At 56.7% G+C, this 24206-nt stretch carries 23 protein-coding genes, 2 tRNA genes and 1 rRNA gene; 14 read left to right on the forward strand and 12 right to left on the reverse strand.

What is annotated here, in order from left to right; all coding sequences use genetic code 11:
- Positions 1-17 precede the first annotated feature (17 nt).
- The 6 genes from QXU97_01940 to QXU97_01965 all read right to left on the reverse strand — a co-directional run bounded on the left by QXU97_01940 (position 18) and on the right by QXU97_01965 (position 2533).
- A complete protein-coding gene (locus tag QXU97_01940) occupies positions 18-359 on the reverse strand; it encodes a 30S ribosomal protein S17 (protein ID MEM4035367.1) in 342 nt (113 codons plus the stop codon).
- Entirely contained in the window at positions 352-648 is a 297-nt protein-coding gene (locus QXU97_01945; GenBank protein ID MEM4035368.1) for a hypothetical protein, read from the reverse strand. The genes QXU97_01940 and QXU97_01945 overlap by 8 nt, the downstream gene beginning before the upstream one ends.
- Positions 645-884, reverse strand: a complete 240-nt coding sequence (gene rpmC, locus QXU97_01950) for a 50S ribosomal protein L29 (GenBank protein MEM4035369.1) — start codon at positions 882-884, stop codon at positions 645-647. The genes QXU97_01945 and rpmC overlap by 4 nt, the downstream gene beginning before the upstream one ends.
- A complete protein-coding gene (locus QXU97_01955) occupies positions 871-1512 on the reverse strand; it encodes a 30S ribosomal protein S3 (GenBank protein ID MEM4035370.1) in 642 nt (213 codons plus the stop codon). The genes rpmC and QXU97_01955 overlap by 14 nt, the downstream gene beginning before the upstream one ends.
- A 26-nt stretch (positions 1513-1538) precedes the next feature.
- Positions 1539-2009 (reverse strand): 50S ribosomal protein L22, encoded by a 471-nt coding sequence (locus tag QXU97_01960; GenBank protein ID MEM4035371.1) that lies wholly within the window; start codon positions 2007-2009, stop codon positions 1539-1541.
- A 107-nt stretch (positions 2010-2116) separates the two neighbouring features.
- On the reverse strand, positions 2117-2533 hold the full coding sequence (locus QXU97_01965) for a 30S ribosomal protein S19 (GenBank protein MEM4035372.1): 417 nt from the start codon (positions 2531-2533) through the stop codon (positions 2117-2119).
- Between the two features lie 182 nt (positions 2534-2715).
- Here QXU97_01965 and QXU97_01970 point away from each other — a divergent pair, with 182 nt between their 5' ends.
- The 4 genes from QXU97_01970 (at position 2716) to QXU97_01985 (ending at position 5603) form a co-directional block, all read left to right on the forward strand.
- Positions 2716-2964 carry a hypothetical protein gene (locus tag QXU97_01970; protein MEM4035373.1) on the forward strand — a complete coding sequence of 83 codons (249 nt, stop codon included), beginning with the start codon at positions 2716-2718 and terminating at the stop codon, positions 2962-2964.
- 7 nt (positions 2965-2971) lie between these two features.
- Positions 2972-3340, forward strand: coding sequence for a hypothetical protein (locus QXU97_01975; GenBank protein MEM4035374.1), 369 nt, complete (start codon positions 2972-2974; stop codon positions 3338-3340).
- A 5-nt stretch (positions 3341-3345) separates the two neighbouring features.
- On the forward strand, positions 3346-4713 hold the full coding sequence (locus QXU97_01980; GenBank protein MEM4035375.1) for a geranylgeranyl reductase family protein: 1368 nt from the start codon (positions 3346-3348) through the stop codon (positions 4711-4713).
- 104 nt (positions 4714-4817) lie between these two features.
- Positions 4818-5603, forward strand: a complete 786-nt coding sequence (locus QXU97_01985; protein MEM4035376.1) for a hypothetical protein — start codon at positions 4818-4820, stop codon at positions 5601-5603.
- 27 nt (positions 5604-5630) lie between these two features.
- Here the strand turns inward: QXU97_01985 and map are convergent, their stop codons facing one another.
- Positions 5631-6536, reverse strand: a complete 906-nt coding sequence (map, locus tag QXU97_01990; protein MEM4035377.1) for a type II methionyl aminopeptidase — start codon at positions 6534-6536, stop codon at positions 5631-5633.
- Positions 6537-6632: 96 nt separating this feature from the next.
- Between map and QXU97_01995 the strand changes: the two genes are divergently transcribed.
- From QXU97_01995 to QXU97_02005, 3 genes are all read left to right on the forward strand, one after another.
- Positions 6633-7754 (forward strand): lysylphosphatidylglycerol synthase domain-containing protein, encoded by a 1122-nt coding sequence (locus QXU97_01995; protein MEM4035378.1) that lies wholly within the window; start codon positions 6633-6635, stop codon positions 7752-7754.
- A 1053-nt stretch (positions 7755-8807) separates the two neighbouring features.
- Entirely contained in the window at positions 8808-9218 is a 411-nt protein-coding gene (gene speD, locus QXU97_02000) for an adenosylmethionine decarboxylase (GenBank protein ID MEM4035379.1), read from the forward strand.
- A 64-nt stretch (positions 9219-9282) separates the two neighbouring features.
- Positions 9283-10017 (forward strand): CDP-alcohol phosphatidyltransferase family protein, encoded by a 735-nt coding sequence (locus QXU97_02005; GenBank protein ID MEM4035380.1) that lies wholly within the window; start codon positions 9283-9285, stop codon positions 10015-10017.
- Here the strand turns inward: QXU97_02005 and QXU97_02010 are convergent.
- Entirely contained in the window at positions 10014-10919 is a 906-nt protein-coding gene (locus QXU97_02010; GenBank protein MEM4035381.1) for a class I SAM-dependent methyltransferase family protein, read from the reverse strand. The two genes, QXU97_02005 and QXU97_02010, sit on opposite strands and share 4 nt — an antisense overlap.
- A gap of 401 nt (positions 10920-11320) precedes the next feature.
- On the opposite strand from QXU97_02010, the gene QXU97_02015 reads away from it, so the two are divergent.
- Both QXU97_02015 and QXU97_02020 read left to right on the forward strand, forming a co-directional pair.
- Complete coding sequence (locus QXU97_02015; GenBank protein ID MEM4035382.1) at positions 11321-12469, forward strand: hypothetical protein; 1149 nt, start codon at positions 11321-11323, stop codon at positions 12467-12469.
- 67 nt (positions 12470-12536) lie between these two features.
- On the forward strand, positions 12537-13367 hold the full coding sequence (locus tag QXU97_02020; GenBank protein ID MEM4035383.1) for a hypothetical protein: 831 nt from the start codon (positions 12537-12539) through the stop codon (positions 13365-13367).
- Positions 13368-13532: 165 nt separating this feature from the next.
- Here QXU97_02020 and ppdK read toward each other — a convergent pair whose 3' ends face one another.
- A complete protein-coding gene (gene ppdK / locus QXU97_02025) occupies positions 13533-16292 on the reverse strand; it encodes a pyruvate, phosphate dikinase (protein MEM4035384.1) in 2760 nt (919 codons plus the stop codon).
- A 193-nt stretch (positions 16293-16485) separates the two neighbouring features.
- On the opposite strand from ppdK, the gene pyk reads away from it, so the two are divergent.
- On the forward strand, positions 16486-17877 hold the full coding sequence (pyk, locus tag QXU97_02030; GenBank protein MEM4035385.1) for a pyruvate kinase: 1392 nt from the start codon (positions 16486-16488) through the stop codon (positions 17875-17877).
- 85 nt (positions 17878-17962) lie between these two features.
- On the opposite strand, the gene twy1 is transcribed toward pyk, so the two are convergent.
- Positions 17963-18976, reverse strand: a complete 1014-nt coding sequence (twy1, locus tag QXU97_02035; GenBank protein ID MEM4035386.1) for a 4-demethylwyosine synthase TYW1 — start codon at positions 18974-18976, stop codon at positions 17963-17965.
- Positions 18977-19040: 64 nt separating this feature from the next.
- Positions 19041-19161, reverse strand: a tRNA-Ser gene (locus QXU97_02040).
- A 153-nt stretch (positions 19162-19314) separates the two neighbouring features.
- Between QXU97_02040 and QXU97_02045 the strand changes: the two genes are divergently transcribed.
- The 3 genes from QXU97_02045 (at position 19315) to QXU97_02055 (ending at position 20915) form a co-directional block, all read left to right on the forward strand.
- Positions 19315-20463, forward strand: coding sequence for a hypothetical protein (locus tag QXU97_02045; protein ID MEM4035387.1), 1149 nt, complete (start codon positions 19315-19317; stop codon positions 20461-20463).
- Positions 20463-20813 carry a hypothetical protein gene (locus QXU97_02050; GenBank protein MEM4035388.1) on the forward strand — a complete coding sequence of 117 codons (351 nt, stop codon included), beginning with the start codon at positions 20463-20465 and terminating at the stop codon, positions 20811-20813. Before QXU97_02045 ends, QXU97_02050 begins: the two co-directional genes overlap by 1 nt.
- Positions 20814-20838: 25 nt before the next feature.
- Positions 20839-20915: transfer RNA gene (locus QXU97_02055), tRNA-Ala, on the forward strand.
- Between the two features lie 25 nt (positions 20916-20940).
- On the opposite strand, the gene trxB is transcribed toward QXU97_02055, so the two are convergent.
- The gene (gene trxB / locus QXU97_02060; protein MEM4035389.1) at positions 20941-21915 is read right to left on the reverse strand and encodes a thioredoxin-disulfide reductase; all 975 of its coding nucleotides are present in this window, start codon (positions 21913-21915) and stop codon (positions 20941-20943) included.
- Between the two features lie 376 nt (positions 21916-22291).
- On the opposite strand from trxB, the gene QXU97_02065 reads away from it, so the two are divergent.
- A 16S ribosomal RNA gene (locus QXU97_02065) occupies positions 22292-24042 on the forward strand.
- Positions 24043-24206 lie beyond the last annotated feature (164 nt).

The following is a 24206-nucleotide window of genomic DNA, read 5'->3' on the forward strand; positions in this document are numbered from 1 at the left end:
CCGCGATTCCCCGCTTCCTACCTCTTAACAGCCAGCACGACGAACGAGACGGTCTTCGACAACGGCCGGACTTCTCCCACGATTACGACATCCCCTTCCTTGGCATTTATGCAGGGCGGATTATGAGCGTGTAGTATGCTCTTTCTCCGCTCGTATCTCCTGTATTTTTCATCGTAGTGGAGGTAATCGCGTCGCACCACCACGGTCCTCTCCATCTTGGATTTCACTACCACTCCCTCGAGAATCAGCCCTCTCACTTTCAGAGAGCCATGGAAGGGGCAATTCTCGTCGTCGCACGTCGTCTTAGGGAGCTCTACTCCTGGGACCCCGGGATCTCTCAAAGCCTTCTTCTTAGGCAAAACTTCTCCCCCGCTTCCAATACTTACGTTTCAATCTGTCATGCGGTCTTCCCGCGAGCTCCCACGCGTATAATTTCTTACAACGCTCATTCTCACGTTCGCACACGTTCATACTCATCAGAGAAGTTTTCAACAAAGTCTTGGGTCCTCTAGCGGTGCTCAACACCACAGTCTTGGCAGTCTCATTGTGTAATACGCCGGAGAGGCCCACTAAACCGTCGTCGAGAGCATGAGCGACGACGAGCCATTTACCAAAGAGGTCTTTGTATGTAGGGACACGACGCTTCATACCCGCGAGCCCCTCCCCTCTCTACTCGCTCCCACGGAGCTCTCTCTTCCTCTCTCTTCTTCGCGCAAAATTGTCGAGATCCTCGCTATCGTCCTCCTCAGAGCGCGGAGCTTTCCAGGATTCGAAAGGGTGCCTAGGTCGGCCTGCATCCTCAATTTGAGGAGCTCTCGTCTGATTTCGGTTAGCCTAGCTCTCTTATCTTCCGTGCTTAATTTTCTAAGCTCATCGGGTTTCACGCTCGCTCACCTCCGCCTCCGTAGCGCTGAGGCTCGCCCCCTCGGGGGCTCTCAAAGCCATATAGTCTTCCGGCTTGAGAGGCTTCACTATAACTACTTTAACTCCATATATTCCAGGCTTGAGGAGCGCGTGAGCTACTGCCTTCTCCGTCGTCAGGGTGGCCTGGCTCCCAGTTTTGTATATTTTACCAGCCCTGAACTTCTCGTGTCTAGCTCTCTCGCTCGTGAGCTTCCCGGCAATCGTTATCTCCGCTCCCACGGCTCCCGCAGCCATTATCCTTTTGAGAGCGGCGTTGGCGACTCGCCTGAAGTGATAGCCTCTCTCTAATGCCGTGACGATCCTGAACGCCACCACGCGAGCATTGAGATCGGGATTCTCGATGGGCATAATCGTGAGCTGGGGATTCTCGAGCCCGAAGTGTCTCTCGAAGAAGGCTCCGAGGGTTCTTATGGTCTGCCCTCTTCTCCCTATGATGAAGGCCGGCCTCTCGGCATATATGACCAGTCTCGTGCCGAGAGGGGTCTTGTAAATATCAACTCCAACGTACCCAGCTCTGTAGAAGTGCTTTGCCATGTACTCGTCGATCTTCACCTTCGTTAGTCCTCTCTCAATGAAGTACCTCTTCACGTTGACCAAATCGCTCTACCTCAACCTCACGCCTCTACTGCCACAATTTCTACGTGAGAGTGTCGTTTGTACTTTGGCGTGGATCTGCCGAAGGCCCTGGGCATGTATCTCTTCAGCGTATAACTCTTATGGACGCCCACGTGAATTATCCTTAACCTGGAGAGGTCGAGGTCCTTGTTCTCAGCGTTAGCCTCAAGATTCCTCAGCAGCTTCAACAGAAGCCTCGCGGCCTTAACCGGATATTTGGCCTGGGGGACCCCCCACCTCTCAGAGACGCCCCTGTGGTGAGCCGTCTTCCCTTTATATCTCCAATGCGGGACGGGCTGCTTACCAGCGGCCACCAACTCTAAGAAGCTTCTAGCTTCCTCGAGCCTCATTCCCTTTATGGCCCTTGCTAGGTTGACGAGCCTCTTCACGGATAGAGGTAAATCCCTCGCCACGGCCTTTGCGACGAGCGCCTCATCGGCCAGCTGAATGCTATAGGACCACCTCTTCACGTCGACCTCTTCCTCCCGCGAGCGTGAATTCTATGAGCAAGGCTTTGCGGTTAACGTTCCTCCTTAATTAAGATCTTCTTTGTCCGAGGACTCCAGGAGAGCGTCGCTTACTTCATGGCGACGAACATTGAGCTCCTGGTCGCTTTGAGGCCTGGCTCTCCGTGATGAACTATCTTCGTTGTTGGACTGAATTCGCCCAGCCGTCTACCTATCATTTCTGGGACTATTTTCACGTGAACGAACTCCTTACCGTTGTAGACGGCTACCGTCATGCCGACGAACTCGGGCAAAATTATAGCGTCTCTCGCGTGAGTTTTAACGACAGCCTTCCCTCTTTTCTTCGCCTTTCTCAGGTTTTGTAGCAACTTCACCTGCGCCGGTGTGAACCCTCTGAGGAGAGATCTTCTTTGTCTCGAAGGTAGAAGCTTTACGAGATCGTCCATCGGCATGGTGAGTAGCTCCTCTAGGCTCTTCCCTCGATACCTGAACCTCCTCCATTCTACGGGGATCTCGAGCTCGCTCATCGCCCGCGAGTCCTCGTTGTCCTCTGACGAATTGAGATAGCGATAAGGGCTCTTAAATTTAGCTCGAGCAATGCAAGGCGCCGGAGAACTGTTAGCTTCTCTCGGGACAGACCTCGGCACGCGCTTATAATATCCTATTTCGTCACTCCATTCGGTCTCATGAAGCTCCGAGGGGAAGAAAATTGTCTGTGGGCAGAGCACGCGGGATAAACGCCATGGGCCATTTGGGCTGGGTGACAAAGAAGTGCGCCGTGTGCTCGATCAAACTCGACATATCGAAGAGGCTCGTTTACTATTGCGATAAATGTAGCAAGACGCTGAACGCGTTTTTCTGCGAGGCCGACGCGAAGAGGCTGCGCTACAGATGCCCCTACTGTGGCGAGAAGCTTGCAACCTACTTCGAGATCGAGCGCGTCGAGAGCAGAGGCTGAAGATTTCGTGCAATCGAAGAACGACATCGAGCTGAGGGAGCACTGGCCGCGAGAACACGAGAGAGTCCTCGAAGTGTGTGACGAGCTTGAGTGCTTCTACTCCATCGATGTCTTCTTAATACGCTGCGAGCGTTTGCCGCGCGAGCCAAGTCGCTCGTTGAGTGTCGGGGAGACCTCGCTTCTCTACGTCGATGCTAGTGGACTTATCGAGTTCAGCTCGGGTAAGGTAGAGTTCGTCTTTTTGAACGTAGGGAAGGGGATCTTGCAACTCATCAATATAAGAGTCATCACGTCCGAGCCCATTGCTCCAGAGGAGATGACTCAACTAAGGGAAAAGGCGCTAAAAGCTCTCTCGAGCATTTGCGCGCGAGAGTGAGGACATTGGGCTCTCTCCGCTACGACGTGGTCGTGGTGGGGGCGGGGCCGGCAGGCTCCGCTCTAGCTTATTTTCTCACCAGAGGATCCGAGTACAGCATAGCAGTCGTAGAGTCTAAGTCCTGGGAAGAGGTCTGGAGCAAACCTTGCGGCAACGCGCTCGGAGCCCATCACGTAGAGAGGCTGGGCCTGCCCGAGCCCTCCGGCCCCTCGCTGATGCAGAGCGTGCGATCCGTGAGGGTGTTCTCGCCGAGCTCCAGGAACTACGTTGAGGTGCGGGGCAGGGGCTACATAATAGACAGGAAATCCTACGGACAGCTCCTCCTAAGAGAAGCCGAGAGGAAAGGCGCGGAGCTTCTGCTAGAGACGAGAGTCCTCGAGCCATTGCTCGACTCCGATGGTGTGGTTGGGATAAGGGCCTCGGCTCGCGGGGGCACGTTCGAAATCCGCTCAGAGCTAGTAGTAGACGCGAGCGGCGTCGCGGCGATCGTTAGGAGGAAGTTGCCACGGGAGTGGCCCCTAGCGGAGCAGCTAGATGCGAGAGACTCCAATATAGCTTATAGGATTCTAGCAGAAGTCGAGGAGGTCGAAGAGCCCGAGGTCCTCAGAATATACTTGGATCAAGAAGCGGCTCCGGGAGGCTATTGGTGGCTCTTCCCCCACGGCGGTGATCTCGTGAACATAGGCCTAGGCGTGCAGGGAGGGCGTAATCTAAGTCCAGCATCGCTGCTTGAGAGTCTGCTCTCAAGGAGGAGTATTATCAAGATTAAGAGACACGTGGCAAGCGGGGGGGCGCAGGTTCCGACGAGAAGACCACTGGACACGCTCGTGTGGAAAGGAATAGCGGCAGTGGGAGACTCGGCCTTCCACGTGAACCCCTTACATGGTGGAGGAATAGGTTACGCTATGACTTCGGCTTATTGTCTCTCCGAGGCTCTGAGAAGCGCTGCCGAGAGAGGGCTACCGACCTCGCTGGAGTCGTTGTGGGCAGCCAACATCTGCTATATGCACGAGCTCGGCGCTAGGCAGGCCGCGCTGGACCTAGTCAGGATGTTCTTGCAACGCCTTGAAAACGAGGACCTGGAATTCCTAATAGAAAGAGGCGTGGTGAGCGGCGAGGACGTAGACGTTCTGGGTAAGAGAGCCGAGATAAGAGACAGTGTACTTAATCGCGTGAGCTCAGAGCTTTCTGTCCTCCTAAAAATGGCCAAGAGGCCTAAGTTACTCTTGAGTCTGGGCCTTCTATCTTCGAGCGTGAAGAGGATAAAGAAGATCTACGAGGAGTACCCACTCAGACCGGAGGAGTTACCCACGTGGTCTACACGGGTTCGTCGAGAGATGGCAGTGTTCGAGAAAGAATTGGAAAAATATTAATAAAGACATTAAAGATAGAACTTATCTTTTCTTCTAAAGAGAAACTGACTCTCTCCATTCTATTACTTCTGTTTTCGCTCATAGCGTTAACATACCTTGGAGCGTTGGCCGGAGCGCTGGAGAGCTCCGCGGAGATCCGATGCGACGAGCGCCCTCTTGCCCGCGTCGCCTACGCCAGCTACGGTATAAGTCTGAAGATCGATGGGAGAGAGCTCTCCGAGGTCCCCTGTAACACGACTCTAGTTGCCAATGCAGTGGAGATCGCAGCTCAGGGCGTGAAGGCGAAGATTATCGCTGATGGAAGCGAGGCCCCCCTCGTGATAAGGGTCAGTCCTCTAAACATCACAATATTCGGGGCGGCTGCTCTACTCGTAAAGACTGTCGCTTGCGATGAGCCCTGGCGTGGCAGATATTATGTTGAGATGCTGACAGGAGAGTTAGGTAGACCGTCGGAGATAAGGCTCGTAATACTCGAGGGAGGCTCCGCGCGCAGCTACACTTATGCGGGTGGACTGCTCGAGCGCGCGCTGAAGAACGAGACGCTGAGCGTGCCTCCGGCTCAATGCTACGCCCCGCCTCTCGAGCTGCCGAGCGTCGAGGTGGCAGCGATTCTGCTCGTCGAGTGGTCTAACGTTAAAGCGGCGCTGGTCCTGCTCCCCCAGCTTGCTCCTCAGCCTGAGCTTTACTTCGAATCGACAATTAGCCCCTCTACCATCTTTACTCCGACCGAGCTCCCTCCCATAGCCACGGTGAGACCCAATAAGGCTCGCGAAGTTCCCGCGGGGGAGGATCTAATTGCGAGAGCGCTTTACGCATCGTCTATACTTGCGGGCGCGCTTGTCACGCTGATGGCTTGCAGACGGAATAGAGAGCTAAAGTCTAACCGATGAGAACGATAACGAGAGTCGCCTGCTCTCTCACCTGGTTACTACTATCGCCTCGTTCTTTAAGATCACAACGGTTTCCTCCGCCTGAGAGACCTGATGGCCCGTCGCTTCTATCAATACGGGATACTCGGTCAGGTACTTCTTCTTGCGGAGATCGGCGAGGCCTTTTCTGAAGCTCGCAAGATCGCCGAGCCTGGCATACCATCGCTCGGTGAACGGCAGAGTTGATCTCTGTGAGTAAATATTTGCGAAAATATCATCTCGCCCCCCATCTTTCGCCTTAACGTAGGGCTTAGTAAAGGAGAAGATCGTGACGGCGTCGCCATTGACCACATAACCGATCCCCGTCGTGGCGAAGGGCTCCAAAGCTACTATGGTCCCCGGCCCTAAGGAGCCTGACCCCCCGCTACTCGTGTTCGGAATGCTGAGTCCCGCGTGAAGCCTGTATCTCGACATAGTGTGACCGGCTAGGTTCCTCACGGGCTTCACGCCATATCGCTTTAGCGTATGCTCGATAACCTCACCGATAATTTTCACCTTGACACCGGGCCCGACCACCTCGAGAGCCCTCTCCAGAGCCTCCTCAACGGCTTGGATCAACAGTTGATTCTCGCCCGAGAGGTCTACGCTGAAGGCAGCGTCAACGGGGTAGCCGTCTATATGCACTCCAACGTCCACCTTCATTATTCCCTCGGGAGGCACAGTCCTCGTATCGTCGAGGAGAGGAGAGTAGTGAGCAGCCTCGCTCCCCCAACTCAGATTGCAAGGAAAGGCCGGCTCGCCTCCAAGCTCCCTTATGCGGCTCTCTATCTTCTCAGCTATCTCGAGATAGCTGCGGTGAGGCTTGATGAGCCCTCTAGCCTCTCTCTTGACTGTAGCGAGGATTTTACCAGCCAACGCAATCTTCTTCAAGACTTCTTCATCTATAATTTCCACCAATGTGTGGAAGCCCCTCGCGTCCTCAGGAGCCGCTGCACTTTAAGTTGTCGCCGGACTCTTAGCCTTTAGACTGCGGGGGGGCCCGAGCCGGGATTGACTATCTCGACTAAAGCCATAGCAGCGCTTCTGGTCAGCTCGCTCACGGTTGTAACCGCGTATGTTATCTTCTCGCTGGCGTTGCGCGTAAATCCGCTCGAAGCGCTCTCCGAGGTGGGAATCTTCGGAGCCGCTTCGGTCTTCGCGGGACTGACGGTGGGCGAGCTCGTTAGAGCGTTAAGGTTATATCTTTTGGTGCACTTCGTCGGAGCCCGCGCATCCCTCTCGAGCGCGCTAACGGCGAGGCTGCTTGGCAACCTCTCCGGCCTCTTGAGCCCTGGCAGTATAGCGGCCGAGCCGACCAGAGTCGCGGTTTTGATCTCGCTTAATAGGATCGAGGTGGAAAAGGCGTTCGCGGCTGGACTGCTGGAGTCGTTCTATGATGCGGTCGTTCTCTCGGCGCTCACGTTAGCGGTAGGAGTGATCATGCTCCCCAAGACCGCGTTTGCCGTGCTAGTCTCCGCTCTACTGCTCATTGTGTGGGTAGCAGGCCTCGTGGCGACTGCGCGCGAGGAGAGCCCGATGCTCAGGCTACTCGAAAGACTCGCAAGGAGATTCCCCCGCATCAGCGGGGAGCTCTCGCGGAGATACGCTTACTTTGCAAGGGTTCTCTCGAGAACCATGGGACTGAGTTTGCACGCGGCCGCTTTCTTCACCACCCTCTTGGCCCAGTATGCCCAGGCGCTGGGATTGGCCGCGTTGCTCAAGTACTCGCCCGGAGAGGGGCCACCTGCGGAGCCTTCTTCTCTGGTGCTGCTAGTTGGGGCTTTGTCGTCGACCTACGTGATGAGCGTCATGCCAACGCCCGGGGGCAGCGGCTTCTTTGAGTTAGGCCTAGCCGCTTTTCTGGGGGAAAGGATCACGGTGACTTGGAGAGCCCTCTTTCTCTTATTTACGGTTAGCGGAGCCCTCGCGTCCTCCTTCCCCTTATTCAGAGCTAGGAGGGACCTGCTAAGGAGGGCCCTCGAGTCGCTCTATCTCGCGGAGAAGCCCGCGGGCTCAACCGAGAGAGACCCGAGAGGAACAAGAAAACTTCGCGCCTCCCTTAGACCGACTAAGAGAGCGTATGCTCCATCATGGCACTCAAATAATTTGCCCGCAGCTCGACAGGAGGGGTAGAGGTCCGGGATCGAGGCGTAGAGCGACTCGAAGGAGATCACCTTGATTCCTCCTCGCCTCGAGCTTATAGCGCGCGGTGCTCGCAGGACCTCGAGCACTCTGCCCTCGAGTATGTGAGGGAAGTAATGGTGCTGGCAGCCCAGCGGCTCGAACTCGATTAATAGCTCGGCCTCACCGAGATAATTGCAACCAATCAGTGGAGCCGCGCGACGAGGCCTCGGCTCAACGTAGAGGATCGATACGAGCATACCATCGAGAGAACCGCGTCGCGCTTTATCATAGAGCATAACAGCTGAGGTGGGGGGCAACCCCGTTCTACGGGAGGCCCGCAGCGACCACTCAAGAAGATCGCGACCGCGGAGAGGCTCCAGCGGCTCTACCTCGCGGATCGCCCCAGCGTATGAACAATCGTAGACGATGAGGTCAACGTCGCTGACCCCCAACTTCTGCGTCCCCAAGAGCAGGCTCCCGGTAACGCCGAGAGCGTTGCTTGGAACTCCGGCAAGCGAATGTAACCGGTCTACCGCTTCTAGCGCGCGCATCTCGAGCACGTCTCGAGCACGTTTAATGAGCCTCTCGAGGCCGAGCTCTGGCAATAAATGCGCGCGCACGCTTGACGTCGAAAGCACAGGGAAGGGGGCTTTCAGCTCGAGGTCCCAGTAAACTCGTTGACTGGAACTCATTACCGATGGCTCACAAACCTCAAATTCTCGCTTAAGCCCTGCGCCGCCTAGTTTCCAGGGCCAAGCAGTTGAAGGGGGAGCCAGCGAGTATTTCTTGACGGCTAGCACCGCACCGGGCGGATGAAAATTACCCAGTACAACATATATGTCAAATTTGTTATCTATTATTATATCGTAATCGAAGAATGCTCTCATCCGTCTCTCGGAACGCGTGATCTCCCCGCTACTTCCATTTACCATGAGAGTCGCCCGCGTTATGTGCGCAGTCGGGCCATTGATACTCGCATTATCCGGCGAGTTTCAACTATCTAGTCTATGAGGCTATGTTTAAATTTCACGGGGTTCTCGCTTTAACCCCGGTGCTCGAGAGGTGGAGGGAGCCCGCACTGCGGCGAGGACTGTGACAGGAAGGGCTCTCGAGACGCAACACAGAGCGCCGAGGGTTTACGGTAAGCACGTTTACGGGAGCGCCTACAATTGCGACGTCAAAAAGCTCATGGACAGCGTCTTCTTAGAGAACGTAGTGCGTGAGGCTGTGAAGATAGGCAATATGAGGCTCCTCGACGTGAAAGCGTGGAAGATAGGGCTAGGCGCCTCTGTAGTGGCGATAATACTAGAAAGCCACATCTCGGTCCACACCTGGCCGGAGCACGCTTTCGCGACCATCGACGTCTACAGCTGTGGCGCGCACACGAGACCCGAGCACGCATTCGACTACATAGTCAGCATGTTAGAGCCGGAATACGTCGAGCGTAACATCGTTGAGCGAACTCTAGTATAGTATCCGGCGAGCTGGGACTCGGCTGACTCGCCGACACGACTATAGCCGGCGAGATGAGCTAGCCGTGATTAGTGGCGACGCTCAGAGGACCCGACTTCGGCCCGACTCAATAGTCTCTTGGGCGCCCGATATCCTCACGCTTTCGACAGGCCCCCTAGCCGTCATCGCGCTGATCTTTGCCATGGAGGGGAAAACGGAGCTAGCGTGTCGACTCGTGATGGTCTGCTTATCTGTAGATGCCCTAGACGGCTATCTCGCCAGGAGGCTGGGAACTACCAGCGAACGTGGCGAGCTGCTTGATCGCGTATTCGATAGATTACACCAAATCGTGACCCCTTCCGTGATCTATTACACGTTTCTCCACGACGCGCTCGCGACGATGTATGCCGCTTCGATAATTACAATTTCATATTGGAGATTAGTGCGCAGAGTACCCTCGCGCGAGTACTTCGCCGGCCTACCTTTGAATGTGCACACGATCTTAATGATAGCGAGCATCTACTCCGGGTGCCCAATGGATCCGGCTATTCTCCTTCTCCTAGCGCTTCTCAGCGCGTCTCCGTTGAAGTATTACAGGAGGAGGAGAACATCACGTATGCGCGATGGGGGGAGCCTCTGGTTCGCCAGATTCGCGGTCCCGCTAGCCATAGCGTCTTTCCCTCGTCCTTTGGAGACGCTGGGCCCGCTCTTTCTGCTTCTCGAATTCGCAGCTCTCGCGTACGCGGCGCTTGGCTGGCTCCCATTCGCTATGGAGGGGAGGGGCTCGCTAATTGCTCGCGTTCTCCACAGGGGCTCCTAGCCCGAGCCTCCTCCGGGCTTCCGTGCTCGAAAATCTACGACTACCTGGAGCATTCTAGGACCTACGCTCCTAACAATTCGACCGCCCAAATAGTCCAATTCAACGTTTAAGTGCCTCACTATCTCACGTATTCTCTCGAAGGCCCTGAGAGGGGCCTCTCGCTTACTCTCGCCGCGTCTCAGTTTGACAAACTCGTATGCATGTATTATCCCTCCTTCTTCTCGTAGAGCCTCGATGGCATGCTCGTAAAAACTCGCAGAAAAGCTCGGGAGAGGCATTAAGACGCGGTCGGCCTCTCCTCGCAATCTCTCTCTGATTATTTCCCTACAGTCGCCTAATAGCGGCACGACTACTCCCTCGACCGAGTTGAGCTTGACGTTCTCCACCATTAGGGAGTAAGCCAGCGGACTCTTATCGATAGAGTAGACGACCTTTGGTCTCGAGAGCTTAGCTATCAGCACGCTGAAGAGCCCCGTCCCGGCGAACATATTCACAACTACTTCGCCGGCTCGCACTAGCTCGGCCACCCTTCTACGTTCAAAGCTGAGTCTCGGAGTCACGAAGGTTCTCTCCACGTCTACTACGAAGGAGCAGCCGTGCTCACGGTAGATCGTGAGCGTCCTTCTCTCTCCAGCCAAGTAGATGAGCTTCCTCGTCCTGTACTCACCCTCAATAGGCGTCGACGCTAGGTGGACCGATTTGACGTAGGGGAGCCTGGCCAAGAGCCTCTCCGCAACGCATTTTGCCGCTTCGCCGAGCCTCTCCTCTAAGGAGAGGGGATCTCTGAGAGGGATTAGCGGCCTGAGAATTATTATGTCCCCTACTAGATCGAATGACGTTGAGATGAGGTCTGCGGCTCCGCATTCCGACGATAATAATTTAAGTAATTTAGTCCTAACCATGAGAAGACTACTACCTCTCCGTTGCGGTTGGACCTTTAGAGGAGAGTGGGATCTATTTCATTTATTACGAAAAGAGAAAAATTATTTTGATATTATAAACTTTATTGTTTTGTCTGAGTAAACTATCAGTATATTCTGATCTGACATTTTATAGTTACAGGCTACACATTTGTAGTATGACGATATCTTACGCGAGGCCCCGTTCACGCGCTCGGACTCCATCTTGTATTCCATACTCGATCCACAGCGCGGACACTTCAAGCCCTTTCCACCTCTTCCGTAGAGCGGATCGTTGAGCACCTCTCGGCGGGACATCGTCCGGTTAAAACGTAGAGCGAAGGCTACGGCCTATTTAATAGACCGATACCCCTCTATTAAGCGTGACGTCGCGGTGCAAGGCCGTGGAAGGTGCTCGTGAGCCGATCCTCTTAAAGAATCTATCTGCCCTCGTGGGATCGATCAATGATAGGCTGAGCGTTCTCCGAGCAGAATCCGCTCTCTTGGATGCATGGGGCCTGAGGGTGGGGGAAAAGGACAAGAGCGGTCTCGTAATAGACTGCGGCGGCGGAGTGGCGGCGCAAGCTCCCTTCGACGCCTTCACCGCCAGCGTCCCGGGGGACGATCTCTGCCCACGGACCACGATTGGCCCCCTCGACGTTGAGCTCCTAGCTAGGTGGAACTTGACGTGGCACTTAGCTCTGGGCTTCACCGGCCTCTCTATGGCGGTTCCGACTGGCATCGTGACTCTCACGAGCTCGGCAGCGCGAGCCCTGGAGAGGCATCCTCTCGCGCACGATAGGACTCTTGTCTGTCTCTCAGAGACCGAGCTATTGCGAGAAGAGCGAGCATCTCTAGATGAGGTGGAAAAGATAGTCGAGGAGAGAAGAGCTCTCACTCTCTTAGCAGGGCTCAGCCGCTATACTACGTTGAAGTTCATCGAGGTCTTCGGTCGCTCTCCTCTCGACTACATTGTGGCAAAGTTGGGAGAGGCCTTAGACCTCCTCGTGGTAGTTACTAGCGGCTGGCTCACGTCACGCGACCTAGAGCTTGCGAAGAAAAGGCGAGAAATCCGCCTCGTGCATTGTCCTCATCTCTCGGCGTGGAGAGGGCGGGGAGGCGAGCTTCCGTTGGATGAGCTCGTTTATGCCATGCGGGGCAGAATCTTCTTGGGATTATGCGAGCCAGGCTTCCTCACACCTTACACGAACTCTTGGCAGCCCCTTCTCTTAGAGCGCTCACTCGTAGCCTATACGCGTTGGAGAGAGATAGAGGTGGGAGACCTCGCATCAATGATGTTCTCAGGCTGGAGTTTAGTTGACGAATCAAAGTCTCAGATAGGACGTGGGTACTCGCCCGATCTTCTCATCTACGAGCGCCCCAGATCGCTGGGCCCAGGCTCATCGCTTCTCCTGGAGCTCAGCTCGCTCAAGCCAAAGTTGGCACTAATCGATGGACTTCCAATCGATTTGAGAAGATTTGAGGAGGAGTCGGAGAAGCTCTACACTAATTTCCGAGAGACCTCGACGCTTAAGCCTCATCGGGACGCTTAATGCACTTAAAGAGGAGGACGAGATAGCGAGTATCAGATCGGAGAGGAGATAAAGGTAGAGGGGACAGATGCGCGAGAGAGAAAAAGCAGAATATAAGGGCACGGAGCTCGTCCCGACAGAGCAGCTAGCCGAGCTATCTCTGCTCACCGACAACCAGTGGATTTTCGACGTGGCCGTCGAGCGTCTCGATAGGATACGCGAAGAAATTGAGGGGCCCTATTGGATTCGCTCTGCCGTGGGGACTTTCCGCGGAGCGAGTGTGGTCGTGACGCGTTACGGCGCCTCTCTCCTACCGGTACTACTCGAGGAGCTCCTCAGGAAAGGGGCGAGGGTTCTCGTCAAAATAGGCTTGGGTGTGTACTTAGTCCAGGGCCGACCCCAGCTCGTGCTCTGTGTCGGGGCCGCGAGATTTGATAGATCGCTGGACGCGTACTACTCACCTGAAGCTCCGGCAATCGCGAGCTTTAAGCTCGCGATCGAGGTGGCAGAGTCCTTGGAGGCGCTTGGTGTCGACTATGAGGAGGAGGTAGTCCTCAGTGTAGGAGCTCCGATTAGAAATCTCGAGGAGATTTGTAGAACCTCGGCTTCGACCGTGATAAGGAGATTAGGCATCACGACAATAGACGTGGACACGGCCGCGCTCTATTTGACGGTCAGAGCCAAGAAAGCCAAGGCCGTCTCCCTAGTCATACCGGCTTTCTCAATAGGCGAGGTGAGCGCGATCGGTCTATGGACCAACGCGAGACCCGACGAAAAAGATGAAAGGTACGTGGAGAGCGTCGTTGAGGGCGCGCTCGAGGGTTTGCGTAGGTTCAAAGAGAGAGCTCTCGTGGGGGTAAGGCTCAAGAGGTTGAGTACGCCCAGAGAGAACAATATTGAGGAGGAAAATGAAAGATAAGAGTGTACGTAGCCAAGTAAAAACTAAGAACAAAAAAGCTAAACATGATGAGACAACAAAACCGAGCCGCGCGATGAGGAAGTGGAGCGACTCTGATGATTCCTTCCTGCGCATTCCCCACATTTACATGAGATGATTTCAAGCGAAAAACGCGCGAAAACTTACTCAGCCCCTCGTCTTCGCCTTCAGCGACGCGTGAGCCGCAGCAAGCCTCGCGACGAGCACTCTAGAGGGCGAAGCGCTGACGTAATCTAGCCCGACGTTGAGGAAGAATTCTATCGAAGCGGGGTCGCCCCCATGCTCACCGCATACCCCTATTTCTAGATCCGGTCTTGTTCTCCGTCCGCGCTCTACGCCTATCCTCACAAGCTCCCCCACGCCTATCGAATCTATCGTTTCGAAGGGGTTGCTCCTCAAGATACCGTGCTCCAGGTATTGCGGTAGGAACTTGCTTTCTACATCATCTCTACTGAAGCTAAATGTAGCCTGTGTGAGATCGTTCGTCCCAAAGCTGAAGAATTCTACTTCCTCAGCTATTCGATCGGCGGTTAAGCACGCTCTGACGGTCTCTATCATTGTTCCGATCTTGAACGGGACCCTGATCCCCTTCTCTCTCTCGATAGCCGACGCTACCGGCTCTATCGCGAATCTCTTCACGAACCTGATCTCCTCTACGTCAGAGACCTGAGGTATCATTATTTCAACGATGGGTCTCTTACCCTCGAGCAAGAGCTCCGCAGCCGCCTCTAGTATGGCCCTAGCTAGTCCTCTGTAAATTTCGGGGAAGGTGATGCCCACGCGTACACCTCTGTGACCCATCATTGGGTTGGCTTCGTAGAGTGCGGCCACTCTCTTGTAAAACCTCTCTCTCTCGGCGATTAGCTCGGCGCTTGCTCCCTGTAATTTGAGCTCGTAGACTTCTCTTAGAACCTCTTCCGGCTTTGGTAGGAACTCGTGTAGAGGTGGGTCTATCAATCTCACGACGACTGGGAGCCCGTCCATGATCTCGAAGATCCTCTTGAACTCCTCTTTGACGAGTTCAGCGAGCCTCCTCATTAGAGCCTCGCGTTCCTCACTTTTCTCGGAGAGGATCACCTGTCGCAGAAGAGCCAGCCTCTCGGGCTTGCGGAACATTCTCTCGATGCGTAGGAGCCCTATGCCCTCGGCGCCATACTCCTTCGCCATGATCGCGTCCTCGACCACGTCGGCGTTCGCCCTGACTCCGATCCTCCTAAAGGAGTCGGCCCACTCCATGAGGATTTTGAGTTCTCGTCCTATCTCCGGCTGCTGAGTCGGCACCACTCCGAGGTAAATAGCGCCTGTGCTGCCATCGATGGTTATCCAGTCTCCTTTCCTGACCACGTGCCCATCTACTCGGAAGAGGCTCTCCTCGTAGCTTATCTTGATGGCCTCGGCTCCAACAACGGCGGGTTTCCCTATCCCTCTGGCTACCACCGCCGCGTGAGAAGTCATGCCGCCGCGGCTAGTCAAGATGCCGCGAGCAGCGTAGAAGCCGTGCACATCGTCGGGCTTCGTCTCGACGCGGACTAATATTACCTGCTTACCTTGTCTCGCCCATTCGACTGCTTCGTCGGGGTCGAAGACTACTTGGCCGCTCACCGCTCCTGGGGAGGCCGCTAGGCCCCTCGCGATCGGTTTGACACCAGCTCGCTCGTCGATCCTGGGGTAGAGAAGTTGAATCACGTGCTCCGGTCTCACCTTGAGCACAGCCTCCTCCTTGGTGATTATTCCGTCCATGGCCATGTCGACTGCAGTCTTCACGCGCGCGAGGGGGGTCATCTTCGCATCTCGCGTCTGGAGGAAGAAGAGCTTGCCTCGCTCGACAGTGAACTCTATGTCTTGAACTTCCCTAGCGATGACTTCCAGCATTTTACTCTTCTCGTAAAGCTCCCTATAGAGCTCGGGGAACGCGTCCTTGAGCTTGGAAATGGGCAGAGGAGTCCTCACGCCCGCTACTACGTCCTCTCCTTGCGCGTTGGGCAAATACTCACCGTAAAGCTCGTTCTCCCCCGTGGCGACGTTTCGCGTGAAGACTACGCCCGTACCAGAGTCGATGCCCATATTACCGAAGACCATGGATTGTATATTGACGGCGGTGCACTCGGCGACATCGCTTCTTATCTTATTGGCCAACCGGTAGAAGATGGCGCGAGGGTTCATCCAAGACCTGAAAACGGCCTTGATCGCCAGCTCTAATTGAGAGTAGGGATCCGCGACGAGGCTTCCTCGCTCCTCAACGATGACCCGCTTGTGCTCCTCAACGAGCTCTTTCAGGCCCTCGAGCGGTATTTCCACATCGTATTTAGCACCATATTTCGCCTTGATCCTCTCTAAGTTCTCGGAGAACCTCTTCTCGTCGACGCCCAATACGATCTTACCGAACATTTGGAGGAACCTTCTGTAGGAGTCATAGGCGAACCTCTCGTCTCCGGTCATCGAAGCTAGGCCTTCTACCGTCTCGTCGTTAAGGCCCAGGTTGAGGACCGTGTCAAGCATCCCAGGCATGGAGACGGGAGCTCCCGACCTCACCGAGACGAGCAGAGGCCTCCTCGGGTCTCCAAAGCGCAGACCGCGCTCTCTCTCGAGCCATGCCATGTACTCGCGGACCTCATCCATCAAGCCGGCGGGGAGATCGAGCGCGTCTATCATCGACCAGAGCTCTTTGATGATCTTGTCCCGCACCGCCGGGGGAGGGTCACGCTCCAATTCCTTCAGGAGAGACTCCATCTCAATTTTTATTGGGGCGTAGAAGTCCTTGCACGCATCCGTCGTTATTATGAAACCAGGAGGCACCGGGAGCCCGGCCCGGCTCATCAGAGCGAGGCCAGCGCCTTTGCCACCATACTTCTTCTTATCGCTCGGGTCCGCCTCGAGGAAGCTGTAGACGTACTTTTTGTTGACCAAAGAGATCCCCTGCGCCCGCGTCGTAACTCAACACACAAGACGCGGAAGAGAGTTTTAAACGTAAACGCGTGAAAATTCGTGCGGGAGCTCTTGCTTAAAACGTATCCTAAGCCGCTCGGTGGTTGAGTGCCGCCTTTGTGCTGGTTTTTAAATGGCGGGCGATCATCTGGAACGAGTGCAGAGTCGCGGCTTGGTGCCTTTGCCCATGAGGAACACGAAAATCATCGCTACCCTGGGGCCGGCGAGCAAAAGCGCGGAGGTCGTCGTCGAGATGGCTAAGGAGGGTGCTGAAGTCTTCCGCATTAACTTCAGTCACGGAACCGCCGAGGAGTGGGATGAGTATGTTCGAGGGATTCGAGAGGCGGAGACCGAGAGGGGACCTCTTTCTCTTGCGGGCGACCTCCAAGGGCCTAACGCTAGGTTGGGCTACATCCCCAGCAGGTTGATCGAGGTGGGCGAGAGCTTGTTGCTCGAGCCGGGCGATTCTACGTTAGAGAGAGACCGATTACCGATCCCCCACGAAGAAGTCTTCGACGTGCTCGAGGTCGGAGATTTGTTGCTAATAGGCGACGGGGTGCCGATGTTGAAGATAGAGGAAGTCCAAAGGCGCAGAGCGCGAGCCATCGTCGTTAAGGCTGGGCGCATATCGAGTCGCGCTTCGGTAGCTGTGCTCGGTAAGAGAATCCCTCTTCCTCTCTTCACGAAGAAAGATAAGCGAGACCTCGAGTACGCCGTGAAGCGAGGCTTCTCGCACTTAATGGTCAGCTTTGTTGATAGCCCCAAGCAGCTAATCGAGGTGAGGAGAGAGCTTGAATCGCTGGGGGCGGGTGACGTTGCCGTTTTTGCGAAGATCGAGACGAGAGAAGGTGTTCGGAACCTGGATGAGATACTACGCGTGTCTGACGGTATCGTGATCGCGCGAGGCGACTTGGGTAAGCACTTTGGCCTCGAGGAGCTTCCGTCACTACAGCGATCGCTAATAGTAAGCGCGAGATCCGCGAGGAAGCCCGTCTACGTGGCTACGCAACTTTTGACTTCTATGCTCAACTCCCCTGTGCCAACTAGGAGCGAGGTCGTTGACGTATACAATGCGGTCCTCGAGGGAGTCGACGGCCTAATGTTGACGGCAGAGACGGCCGTGGGAGCTTATCCCGTGGAGGCCGTAGCTTGGTTGGCGAGAATATCGACCGAGGCCGAGAAGCTCGCTTCGACCACGCGTCCGCCGGCGACTCCTATCGAGGGGGACCTCTACTTCAAGGTACTCGAAGTCGTGAGAGATCTAGCTGCCAAGATAGTGGGCGAGGTCGTAGTTTACTCCTTCACGGGCAGGACCGCCGAGGCGCTCTCGAGCCTCAGGCCACACGGGGGATTCTATGTGGGTGTCCCTAACGATAGAGTCGCCAGGAGGGTGAGAGCGTTATGGGGAGCTCGCCCCATCGTATTGGAGGCGCGTGACCATAAAGAGGGAATAGAAGGCTTAACGCACTCACTAATAAAGAGATCCATAGCGAGAAGCGGTAGTTCCATTATTAGAGTTTACTCGGAGAAGAGCAAAATCTTCATAGAAGTGCTCAGCATAGAATAGGTTAATTATAGAATAGAATAATGAATTAATCTTTCCACCTCTATTTCTCATTCTCAGCTTAAGGGCAGCGCTCAGCGAAGCCTCCCTATCGACAACCTTCGCCATATTTGGGGAAAGAATCACGCATCGATAGCACGACCACTCTACTCTCCCTACTCTCATTGGCCACTCCATAGCCCGTCCTCCTTGACAGGGACTCGGCAAATTTCTTCACCTCCTCGTGCGATGGCATGGCGATCCTGGGGAGCCTGAGCGTGCTCGCCCCCACGTGCATGTACGCTTTAACCTCTACGAAAGTTGGTTGCATCTTATCGACAAACCAACTGAAGCCTTCGACGGCTTTCTCGTCCAAGTTGATGCCTCGCATCACGGTAAGCCTCAGCACGGTGGGCGTCCCGAAGTCTCTCAACACTTCTACACTCTGGAGGGTGAGCTCCCAGGCCCTCGGGACCGCTGGCTTGTTCACGCTCTCGTACATCTCTTTGGTATAAGACTCCACGCTCAAGTATACCTGCGTGGGCGGCTCTTCATCGCGCAGCCTCTCGAGAACGTCCGGCCTCACGCCGCGCGTCACGAGAAAGGTCGTCATGCCCCTACGGTGGAAGGCCCTCACGAGCTCGAGCAGCTTTGGATAAAGGGTGGGCTCTCCGGCTAAGCTTATCGCCACGTGCTTTGGCCTCATTGCCTCCTCGGCCAACTTTCTATTGGCGCGCGGATTCCCGAGAAATCCCGATAGAAGTCTCCTCTGGGCATCGATAACCGCGTCAGCGAGCTTCTCCGCGTCATCTTCGTAGCTCTCCATAGAGACTTCGAACCACTCAAAGCCCAGATCTTGAGCTCTCGCGCGCCAGCAGTGAACGCACATATTCCAGCACCACAGCACTGCCGGCGACATCTGTATACAACGATGGCTCTCTATTCCGTAGAACTTACACTTATAGCAGAAGATCCCTCTCGTTATCGCGCTCTTAGTCCAATTGCAAGTCTTAACGGCTGTATGTTTATTGACAAAGTGATAATGTTGCTTCCTAAGAATGCGTCTGAGCATCTCTAGCGGCTCCGCTCTCTTCTCGAGTTCTGCGGCGCTCTCCACGTTCACGCTCGCTTCGCCTTTGAGTTCTCTAGGCTCTTATCTTTAGAGCGTAAGACGGAATAAGCATTGTTGGCGCCGGGGGCGGGATTCGAACCCGCGCGCCCCGCAGAGGGCAGTGGGTCTCCCTCTTTAGTGAAGAGCCGGGAACAGGGTCTCGAGCCCACCGCCTTGGTCCGCTCGGCCACCCCGGCGCTGAGCTAACACGGCTCGCCCGCTAAAATCTCCGAGCCCCCGCTTTAATAACAGCTCTCCTCGCGCGAGCCCGAGAGATCATCTTTCAACTCTAGGCTAATTTTTTATAGACAGTAGCAGTAGCGTCTCCCAAGGGATCTTTCTTGCGACCCGTGGCTATCATAGGCGCCGGGATGACGCGTTTCGGTAAGCACGAGGGTAGAAGTCTTTTGAACCTAATGATCGAGGCGTCCCTCGAAGCTCTCCGCTCCTCACGTGTCGAAAAGCTCGACGGGCTCGTCGTGGGCGCTATGAGCCCGGAGAACTACGAAGGAAGACTAGGCGTAGCTAACACTCTAGCCGGTTACTTGGGACTCGAGGGGGCTCTCGTGATGAGGACTGAGAACACCAGCGGTAGCGGAGGCAGTGCGCTCTGTGCTGGCTGGCTAATGGTGGCGAGCGGCATGGCGGAACTCGTCATGGTCGTGGGCGGTGAGAAGATGACGCACCTCTCCACTCAAGAGAACGCTACGATAATAGCGGGCCTGACCCACGACTACGAGCGCAGGGTTGGGGTGACTCTCCCCAGCTACGCCGCGCTCCTAGCCAGGTACTATTTGCACGTGCATAAAGCCCCGAGGGAGGCTCTGGCCTACGTGGCTATAAAAAATCACTACAATGGCAGCCTCAACCCAAAGGCCCACTTTCAGAAGCGCATCACGCTCGAGGAGTACTTCTCCTCAAAGATCGTGGCCGACCCTCTGAGAGTAATGGATTATACTCCCATAAGCGACGGCGCAGCGGCTGTAATATTGGCCCCCCTCGAGCTGGCTCTTAGCTACACGAGCAAGCCCGTCGTGGTGAAGTCGGTCGCCGGGGCTACGGACACGCATGTTGTACACGAGAGAGAGGATCTCTTAGACCTGAGAGCGGTCAGGCTCTCCACGGAGCTTGCCCTCAGGAGAGCTGGTCTCTCTCTCAGAGACGTGGGGCTTGTTGAGCTCCACGACATGGCCACGATACTGGAGCTCGTCGAGCTCGAGAGCATGGGCTTCTTCCCTCGGGGCGAGTCTTGGAAAGCCACCATGGAGGGCGTCACGGCTCTCGACGGCGATCTGCCCATTAACTCGAGCGGAGGGCTCAAGAGCAAGGGACACCCCATAGGCGCCACTGGTGTTGCTCAGGCCTACGAGATATTCCTCCAATTGAGGCGCGAGGCCGGCGAAAGACAGGTGAAGAGAGATGTCGAAGTGGCCATATCCATGAGCATGGGAGGCTTCGGTAACAACGCCTATACGTTGGTCTACGAGGTGGGTTGGTGATGAGCTCTGAGCTCATTGTGCAGATGTGTCGCAACTGCGGTAAGCGCTACTATCCCCACAAGGCCAGATGCAGCTGCGGCTCTATAGACTTTCTTTACGAAAAGCTTGGAAACTGTCGAGGAAGGATCCTCACGTACACGACGATATACGTGCCTCCCATAGGCTTCACGCCTCCGCTCAGAGTAGCCATAGCGGATGTGGGAGGGCTGAAGCTGCTCGGCAGGCTGAAGAGCAACAGAGACCCCGAGATAGGCGAGGAAGTGGACGTGACCCTCGAGGATGGCATCGCGGTCTTCGTGCCAATGGCCGATAGAATTCAGGAAGACTCGGAGAGCACGCCGAATTCTTAAAACCTGTTTCGAGAAGTTATCGGCGGGGCCGGTAGCTCAGCCTGGAAGAGCGCTCGGCTTGCACCCGAGAGGTCCCGGGTTCGAGTCCCGGCCGGTCCACCAATCGCTCATCCAGGGCTACACGCGCTCAAGCTCGCGAGGCCCTCGTTAAGCCTCGAACGAACTCATAGGCGCTACGAGCCGCAATGGCTCCTTGCGCTGCCGCCACGAGCACCTGTCTGAAGCCCTTCCACTTGGTTGTACAGTCCCCCGCCGCGAATATGCCAGGCTTGCTGGTCTCCATCCACTCGTTGACTACGATGTAGCCCTCATCGTCCGTCTCGAGACCCAGCCTCCTCGCGAACTCTACGTCAGGCTCGAAGCCTATTTCTATGAACACGCCATCGACCTCTAAGACTTTGCTCTCACCCGTCCTGACGTTGTGGAGTTCCACGGCTCTCACTCTTTCGTCTCCGATTATTCTCACGACCCTACTCTCGAGAACCATTTCGATGTTGCCTGCTTCTCTCAACGCTCTCGCGTAGATCGGCTGAGCCCTCAGGGAGTCTCTCCTGTGCACTAGAGAGACTTTCTCGACCAATCGACTCAATAGGAGAGCGCTCTCGGCTGCGCTGTCTCCCCCACCCACTACTACGACGTGCTTGGCCCCTTTATAGAGGGGGGCATCGCAAATCCCACAGTAACTGACGCCTCTGCCCACGAACTCAGCCTCGCCCGGCACTCCGAGCCTTCTCCTCTTGGCGCCGATCGCCACGATGACCGCTCTGGCCTTGGCTTCGGTTCCCCTGGAGCCTGAGACCCCGAAGCTCCCGCCTTCGCCCTCCACGCTTACTACTCTATCGAGCACTATAGTCGCTCCAGCCTTCTCCGCTTGCTGCCTCATCCTGAGCGCGAGCTCCGCGCCCCTAAGTCCAGGAATGCCTGGGTAATTCTCTACAAGCGGGGAGAGAGAAAGCTGCCCCCCTATGGTTTCTGTGATCACCAGGGTGCTGAGCTCAAACCTCCTCAAATAAAGTGCTGCCGCGAGACCAGCGGGGCCTCCTCCCACCACGACCACGTCGACGTCGTATCTGTAGCGCCCGAGCTCGCGTCCTAACCTCAAGCTCAAAGTCCTCGCGCCTCCGCGCGAAACCTTAAATCTACGTCAGATTATAATATCCAATGCCCGAGGTCCGGCGGTGCAGCCGCGACGCGGAGCCTGCGGGCTCCAGGCGTGAGCGGCTAGCCTCCATCCTCGGGCACAGGAGCGCCGCGGTAACGCTTAATAGACCGCGGCTTCCCGTAGATAATAATAGGAGGATGGAATCTCAACGCGTGAGGGCTCGAGGACCCTCCATCCCTCTGGTCGGAGGGATGGAGCAAACTCGAGCCCGAGAGAGGCCGGCGCCGCTGCGAGCTCGAGCCGCTCGACGCGCCCTCTGGCGCTGTCGACGCGCCCCGTGTTTCACTACATTCGCCCCGCCGATCTTGCGGCCGTAACTCCGGTTGATCCTGCCGGACCCGACCGCTATCGGGGTGGCGCTAAGCCATGGGAGTCGTACGCCCCGCCGCTGCGGGGCGTGGCGCACGGCTGAGTAACACGTGGCTAACCTACCCTCGGGAGGGGGACAACTCCGGGAAACTGGAGCTAATCCCCCATAGGTGGGGGGCGCCTGGAAGGGTCCTCCACCGAAAGGGCTCGCCGGGGGTTATCGCCGGCGCGCCGCCCGAGGATGGGGCTGCGGCCCATCAGGTAGTTGGCGGGGTAACGGCCCGCCAAGCCGATAACGGGTAGGGGCCGTGAGAGCGGGAGCCCCCAGATGGGCCCTGAGACAAGGGCCCAGGCCCTACGGGGCGCACCAGGCGGGAAACCTCCGCAATGCGGGCAACCGTGACGGGGTCACCCCGAGTGCTCCCTTCTGGGGGAGCTTTTCCCCGCTGTAAAAAGGCGGGGGCAATAAGCGGGGGGCAAGTCTGGTGTCAGCCGCCGCGGTAATACCAGCCCCGCGAGTGGTCGGGACGGTTATTGGGCCTAAAGCGCCCGTAGCCGGCCCGGCAAGTCCTCGCGCAAATCCTCGGGCTCAACCCGAGGGCCTGCGGGGATACTGCCGGGCTAGGGGGCGGGAGAGGCCGGGGGTACTGCCGGGGTAGGGGCGAAATCCTATAATCCCGGCAGGACGACCAGTGGCGAAGGCGCCCGGCTGGAACGCGCCCGACGGTGAGGGGCGAAAGCCGGGGGAGCGAACCGGATTAGATACCCGGGTAGGCGGCACGGCTGGGAGCGCATTAGCTGTTTTTCGCTGGGACGGGAACCGCCGCTCTCCGTTGTATAACGGAAGAGTCGGAGAGCGCCTCGAAGCGGGGCCCCGCGCCAGATCTACGCTCATACGCATCGTACACGTCAACCCGGAGCTCTCGATCTCTCATCTTCGATCGCAGACCGCCCCAGCCGGCCGCCCCGGAGAGTCCCGGCTGTAAACGATGCGGGCTAGGTGTTGGGCGGGCTTAGAGCCCGCCCAGTGCCGCAGGGAAGCCGTTAAGCCCGCCGCCTGGGGAGTACGGCCGCAAGGCTGAAACTTAAAGGAATTGGCGGGGGAGCACACAAGGGGTGGAGCCTGCGGCTTAATTGGAGTCAACGCCGGGAAACTTACCGGGGGCGACAGCAGGATGACGGCCAGGTTGAAGACCTTGCCCGACGCGCTGAGAGGAGGTGCATGGCCGTCGCCAGACACGCCCGTGGCGTCTCATACCCTATCGGGCGCCACGGCGTGGGCGAACTCGTGCCGTGAGGTGTCCGGTTAAGTCCGGTAACGAGCGAGATCCCCGCCCCTAGTTGCTATCCGGCCCTCCGGGGCCGGAGCACACTAGGGGGACTGCCGCCGTTCAAGGCGGAGGAAGGAGGGGGCCACGGCAGGTCAGCATGCCCCGAAACCCCCGGGCTGCACGCGGGCTACAATGGCCGGGACAGCGGGTACCGACCCCGAAAGGGGGAGGCAATCCCTCAAACCCGGCCGCAGTAGGGATCGAGGGCTGTAACTCGCCCTCGTGAACGAGGAATCCCTAGTAACCGCGCGTCAACATCGCGCGGTGAATACGTCCCTGCTCCTTGCACACACCGCCCGTCGCTCCACCCGAGTGGGGAAGGGGTGAGGCCTGGCTCCGCGAGGGGTCGGGTCGAACCTCTTCCCTGCGAGGGGGGAGAAGTCGTAACAAGGTAGCCGTAGGGGAACCTGCGGCTGGATCACCTCCAGTCGCGGTCCAAGACCGGCGGCGGGGCGCGTCGGCGCAGACATGAGGGCGCGTCGAGCGGCTCGAGCTCGCAGCGGCGCCGGCCTCTCTTCATGCAACTCGGGAGCTCTTGCTCCCGAGTGAAGGGCCTAGTCGGCGCTAGGGCGATGAGAGTCTTTAAGCGCC

The organism is Fervidicoccaceae archaeon (assembly GCA_038878695.1).
Taxonomy (GTDB): Archaea; Thermoproteota; Thermoprotei_A; order Sulfolobales; family Fervidicoccaceae; genus JAVZVD01.

Excerpts from the sequence above, each read along its gene's own strand:
- QXU97_01945 (MEM4035368.1), bottom strand. The coding sequence starts at position 648 with ATGAAGCGTCGTGTCCCTACATACAAAGACCTCTTTGGTAAATGGCTC.
- QXU97_02050 (MEM4035388.1), top strand. The coding sequence starts at position 20,463 with ATGAGCTCTGAGCTCATTGTGCAGATGTGTCGCAACTGCGGTAAGCGC.
- QXU97_02010 (MEM4035381.1), bottom strand. The coding sequence starts at position 10,919 with ATGGTTAGGACTAAATTACTTAAATTATTATCGTCGGAATGCGGAGCC.
- QXU97_02020 (MEM4035383.1), top strand. The coding sequence starts at position 12,537 with ATGCGCGAGAGAGAAAAAGCAGAATATAAGGGCACGGAGCTCGTCCCG.
- QXU97_01965 (MEM4035372.1), bottom strand. The coding sequence starts at position 2,533 with ATGAGCGAGCTCGAGATCCCCGTAGAATGGAGGAGGTTCAGGTATCGA.